Origin of the sequence: Microbacterium sp. 3J1 (assembly GCF_001049495.1) — a bacterium.
Lineage (GTDB): Bacteria > Actinomycetota > Actinomycetes > Actinomycetales > Microbacteriaceae > Microbacterium.
The window spans coordinates 1-5,405 of sequence record NZ_CDWI01000015.1 but is presented as its reverse complement, the minus strand read 5'-3'; the positions used below and the strand labels follow the sequence as shown (position 1 = coordinate 5,405).

Sequence of the window (5,405 nt, the reverse complement as noted above, 5' to 3'; positions counted from 1 at the left end):
TAAGATTGAGAAGTTGCCCTTCGGGCCTGGTTGTGATGACTGGGTCGTGGGAGCATCCGATCCTTGAGAACTCAACAGCGTGCACTTGTCAAATGCCAAATAACCTCGATTCAGCTTCGGCTGGATGAGATTCCTTTGGATCAAAGACCAATCCCTTTCGGGGGGTTGGCAACGGATGAAGTCAGCAATGAATTTGTCTCTTTGGTCAGCATCAAACTCGCTGCGTCATCCTATTCCGGGTGTCGTATGCATTTCTTTTTTACGGAGAGTTTGATCCTGGCTCAGGATGAACGCTGGCGGCGTGCTTAACACATGCAAGTCGAACGGTGAACACGGAGCTTGCTCTGTGGGATCAGTGGCGAACGGGTGAGTAACACGTGAGCAACCTGCCCCTGACTCTGGGATAAGCGCTGGAAACGGCGTCTAATACTGGATACGAGTAGCGACCGCATGGTCAGTTACTGGAAAGATTTTTTGGTTGGGGATGGGCTCGCGGCCTATCAGCTTGTTGGTGAGGTAATGGCTCACCAAGGCGTCGACGGGTAGCCGGCCTGAGAGGGTGACCGGCCACACTGGGACTGAGACACGGCCCAGACTCCTACGGGAGGCAGCAGTGGGGAATATTGCACAATGGGCGAAAGCCTGATGCAGCAACGCCGCGTGAGGGATGACGGCCTTCGGGTTGTAAACCTCTTTTAGCAGGGAAGAAGCGAAAGTGACGGTACCTGCAGAAAAAGCGCCGGCTAACTACGTGCCAGCAGCCGCGGTAATACGTAGGGCGCAAGCGTTATCCGGAATTATTGGGCGTAAAGAGCTCGTAGGCGGTTTGTCGCGTCTGCTGTGAAATCCGGAGGCTCAACCTCCGGCCTGCAGTGGGTACGGGCAGACTAGAGTGCGGTAGGGGAGATTGGAATTCCTGGTGTAGCGGTGGAATGCGCAGATATCAGGAGGAACACCGATGGCGAAGGCAGATCTCTGGGCCGTAACTGACGCTGAGGAGCGAAAGGGTGGGGAGCAAACAGGCTTAGATACCCTGGTAGTCCACCCCGTAAACGTTGGGAACTAGTTGTGGGGTCCATTCCACGGATTCCGTGACGCAGCTAACGCATTAAGTTCCCCGCCTGGGGAGTACGGCCGCAAGGCTAAAACTCAAAGGAATTGACGGGGACCCGCACAAGCGGCGGAGCATGCGGATTAATTCGATGCAACGCGAAGAACCTTACCAAGGCTTGACATATACGAGAACGGGCCAGAAATGGTCAACTCTTTGGACACTCGTAAACAGGTGGTGCATGGTTGTCGTCAGCTCGTGTCGTGAGATGTTGGGTTAAGTCCCGCAACGAGCGCAACCCTCGTTCTATGTTGCCAGCACGTAATGGTGGGAACTCATGGGATACTGCCGGGGTCAACTCGGAGGAAGGTGGGGATGACGTCAAATCATCATGCCCCTTATGTCTTGGGCTTCACGCATGCTACAATGGCCGGTACAAAGGGCTGCAATACCGCGAGGTGGAGCGAATCCCAAAAAGCCGGTCCCAGTTCGGATTGAGGTCTGCAACTCGACCTCATGAAGTCGGAGTCGCTAGTAATCGCAGATCAGCAACGCTGCGGTGAATACGTTCCCGGGTCTTGTACACACCGCCCGTCAAGTCATGAAAGTCGGTAACACCTGAAGCCGGTGGCCTAACCCTTGTGGAGGGAGCCGTCGAAGGTGGGATCGGTAATTAGGACTAAGTCGTAACAAGGTAGCCGTACCGGAAGGTGCGGCTGGATCACCTCCTTTCTAAGGAGCATCTGACTCTTTATGAGTCCAGAACCCAGATCGAAGGCACATGTTCTTCGCTGGGAGCTCATGGGTGGAACATTTGACATGACATCAGCGCAGCTGAGTCTCGTGAGTACGCTGACCTTCGGGTTGGTTGGAAAGGGGGGCTTTGTGAGCGGGGTGTCTGCACGCTGTTGGGTCCTGAGGGACCGGATGCGATCTTCGGATCGTGGCCGTACCTCTGGGCCTCTTGTTGTTTCCCTTGTGGGGGAAGTGAGAAGGGGTACCGCCCGTACTTTGAGAACTACACAGTGGACGCGAGCATCTTGCAACTGATCTTTGATCGGTTGCACAAGATGATCTTAAAGATCATTAGTCAATTTCATGCCAGGCCTTCGGGTCTGGTGTCGATTCTGATTCAAACTCATGTGATTTCAAGTCTTTAAGAGCAAACGGTGGATGCCTTGGCATCTGGAGCCGAAGAAGGACGTAGCAATCTGCGATAAGCCTCGGGGAACTGATAAGCAAGTTTTGATCCGAGGGTGTCCGAATGGGGAAACCCCGCTGGGCGGCGTGCCGACCTAGTGACTCCCGCCTGAATATATAGGGCGGGTAGAGGGAACGTGGGGAAGTGAAACATCTCAGTACCCACAGGAAGAGAAAGCAACCGCGATTCCGTTAGTAGTGGCGAGCGAAACCGGAACAGGCTAAACCTAGCGTGTGTGATAGCCGGCAGGCGTTGCACGTTGGGGGTTGTGGGACTTTTCAGTCATCTCTGCCGAGGTGGCGGCGTTACACGATGGTATAGACGAACGGTCTTGAAAGGCCGGTCATAGAGGGTGCCAACCCCGTAGTCGAAATGCCAACCGTGGCGCGAAGAGTATCCCAAGTAGCACGGGGCCCGTGAAATCCCGTGTGAATCTGTCAGGACCACCTGATAAGCCTAAATACTCCCAGATGACCGATAGCGGACAAGTACCGTGAGGGAAAGGTGAAAAGTACCCCGGGAGGGGAGTGAAATAGTACCTGAAACCGTTTGCTTACAAACCGTTGGAGCAGCCTTAGTAGCTGTGACAGCGTGCCTTTTGAAGAATGAGCCTGCGAGTTAGCGATATGTGGCGAGGTTAACCCGTGTGGGGTAGCCGTAGCGAAAGCGAGTCTGAATAGGGCGATTCAGTCGCATGTCCTAGACCCGAAGCGAAGTGATCTATCCATGGCCAGGTTGAAGCGACGGTAAGACGTCGTGGAGGACCGAACCCACTTAGGTTGAAAACTGAGGGGATGAGCTGTGGATAGGGGTGAAAGGCCAATCAAACTTCGTGATAGCTGGTTCTCTCCGAAATGCATTTAGGTGCAGCGTTGCGTGTTTCTTGCCGGAGGTAGAGCTACTGGATGGCCGATGGGCCCTACAAGGTTACTGACGTCAGCCAAACTCCGAATGCCGGTAAGTGAGAGCGCAGCAGTGAGACTGTGGGGGATAAGCTTCATAGTCGAGAGGGAAACAACCCAGACCACCAACTAAGGTCCCAAAGCGCGTGCTAAGTGGGAAAGGATGTGGAGTTGCCTTGACAACCAGGAGGTTGGCTTAGAAGCAGCCACCCTTGAAAGAGTGCGTAATAGCTCACTGGTCAAGTGATTCCGCGCCGACAATGTAACGGGGCTCAAGCACGCCACCGAAGTTGTGGCATTGACATTATTGGTAGGCCTTCGTGGTCCAGCCGTGTTGATGGGTAGGAGAGCGTCGTGTGGCCAGCGAAGCGGCGGTGTAAACCAGCCGTGGAGGCTACACGAGTGAGAATGCAGGCATGAGTAGCGAAAGACGTGTGAGAAACACGTCCTCCGAAAGACCAAGGGTTCCAGGGTCAAGCTAATCTTCCCTGGGTAAGTCGGGACCTAAGGCGAGGCCGACAGGCGTAGTCGATGGACAACGGGTTGATATTCCCGTACCGGCGAAGAACCGCCCAAGCTAATCCAGTAGTGCTAAGTGTCTGAATCCCAGTGACTGATCCCTTCGGGGTGACGCTCTGGGCCTAGCGCACGACCCCATTCTGGTGCGGTTAGCGTATTAACAGGTGTGACGCAGGAAGGTAGTCCAAGCCAGGCGATGGTTGTCCTGGTGCAAGTGCGTAGGCCGAACGGTAGGCAAATCCGCCGTTCACATAGGCTGAGACACGATGCGGATAAAAAGTGGATGATCCTATGCTGCCAAGAAAAGCATCGACGCGAGGTTCTAGCCGCCCGTACCCCAAACCGACTCAGGTGGTCAGGTAGAGAATACCAAGGAGATCGAGAGAATCGTGGTTAAGGAACTCGGCAAAATGCCCCCGTAACTTCGGGAGAAGGGGGGCCATCCACTTATACGGACTTGCTCCGAAAAGGGTGTGGTGGCCGCAGAGACTAGTGGGTAGCGACTGTTTACTAAAAACACAGGTCCGTGCCAAGTCGCAAGACGATGTATACGGACTGACGCCTGCCCGGTGCTGGAAGGTTAAGAGGACCGGTTAGCCGCAAGGCGAAGCTGAGAATTTAAGCCCCAGTAAACGGCGGTGGTAACTATAACCATCCTAAGGTAGCGAAATTCCTTGTCGGGTAAGTTCCGACCTGCACGAATGGCGTAACGACTTCCCAACTGTCTCAACCGCGAACTCGGCGAAATTGCATTACGAGTAAAGATGCTCGTTACGCGCAGCAGGACGGAAAGACCCCGTGACCTTTACTACAGCTTGGTATTGGTGTTCGGTGTGGCTTGTGTAGGATAGGTGGGAGACTGTGAAGCATGGACGCCAGTTCATGTGGAGTCATTGTTGAAATACCACTCTGGTCACTCTGGATATCTAACTTCGAACCGTAATCCGGTTCAGGGACAGTGCCTGGTGGGTAGTTTAACTGGGGCGGTTGCCTCCCAAAAAGTAACGGAGGCGCCCAAAGGTTCCCTCAACCTGGTTGGCAATCAGGTGTCGAGTGTAAGTGCACAAGGGAGCTTGACTGTGAGACTGACAGGTCGAGCAGGGACGAAAGTCGGGACTAGTGATCCGGCAGTGGCTTGTGGAAGCGCTGTCGCTCAACGGATAAAAGGTACCTCGGGGATAACAGGCTGATCTTGCCCAAGAGTCCATATCGACGGCATGGTTTGGCACCTCGATGTCGGCTCGTCGCATCCTGGGGCTGGAGTAGGTCCCAAGGGTTGGGCTGTTCGCCCATTAAAGCGGTACGCGAGCTGGGTTTAGAACGTCGTGAGACAGTTCGGTCCCTATCCGCTGCGCGCGTAGGAAGTTTGAGAGGATCTGACCCTAGTACGAGAGGACCGGGTTGGACGAACCTCTGGTGTGTCAGTTGTTCCGCCAGGAGCACCGCTGATTAGCTACGTTCGGGATGGATAACCGCTGAAAGCATCTAAGCGGGAAGCCGGCCTCAAGATGAGACTTCCATACCTTCGGGTGAGAGGCTCCCAGCCAGACTACTGGGTTGATAGGCCAGATGTGGAAGTGCAGCAATGCATGCAGCTGACTGGTACTAATAAGCCGATGACTTGATAACACACCGTTTGTTGGTGCTACGCGTCCACTGAGTGGTTCTCGATGTACGGTCGAGAACCGCATGACAATGACTTTGTTATGTGTTTGATTGAAACATCAATAGT

2 rRNA genes are annotated in these 5,405 nt (G+C 54.3%); both read left to right on the top strand.

Features of this window, described 5'->3' with window-relative positions:
- Nucleotides 1-258 precede the first annotated feature (258 nt).
- Nucleotides 259-1,783: ribosomal RNA gene (locus tag BN2660_RS16350) — 16S ribosomal RNA — on the top strand.
- A 414-nt stretch (nucleotides 1,784-2,197) separates the two neighbouring features.
- Nucleotides 2,198-5,302 (top strand): 23S ribosomal RNA (locus tag BN2660_RS16345).
- The 16S and 23S rRNA genes sit together here, the layout of an rRNA operon.
- Nucleotides 5,303-5,405: the final 103 nt, after the last annotated feature.